Source organism: Stenotrophomonas maltophilia group sp. RNC7 (assembly GCF_030910085.1).
In the GTDB taxonomy this organism is placed as follows: domain Bacteria; phylum Pseudomonadota; class Gammaproteobacteria; order Xanthomonadales; family Xanthomonadaceae; genus Stenotrophomonas; species Stenotrophomonas sepilia.
In genome coordinates this window covers 1-413 of sequence record NZ_JAVFVN010000914.1, presented here as the reverse complement: position 1 = coordinate 413, position 413 = coordinate 1, and the positions used below count along the sequence as shown (strand labels likewise).

Annotated in this window: 1 protein-coding gene; it reads right to left on the bottom strand. The window is 60.5% G+C overall.

Going from position 1 to position 413, the window contains the following annotated elements:
- Window positions 1–413 (bottom strand): N-6 DNA methylase (locus tag RCF13_RS23470; RefSeq protein WP_308141588.1); only part of this gene is annotated, 413 nt, incomplete at both ends.

Below are 413 nucleotides of genomic sequence, written 5' to 3'. Positions count from 1 at the left end.
TCCTTGAAGGCCTCGAAGGTGGTGACGATTTTCTCGATGTGCTCCGGCATCAGGAAGTTTTGCGCCCGCCCCTCGAAATATTCTCGGTCAGCATTGATGAACAGCACTTTGCCTTGACGATCCTTCGGCTTGCCGCTGACTCGCTCCGCACCCTTCTGCACCCGTTGGCGTAGTACCAGGATGCACGCGGGGATGCCCGTGCCGTAGAACAGGTTGGGGGCGACGCCGATGACGGCTTCCAGCAGATCGTCTTCGATCATGCCTGCGCGGATGGTCTTTTCTTCGCCACCCCGGAACAGCACGCCGTGGGGCATGACGGTGGCCATCTGCCCGCCATCGGCCAATACCGCCACCATGTGCTGTAGGAACATCAGGTCCGCCTTCTTGGCACCGAGTGGCACTTCGCCGTAGCT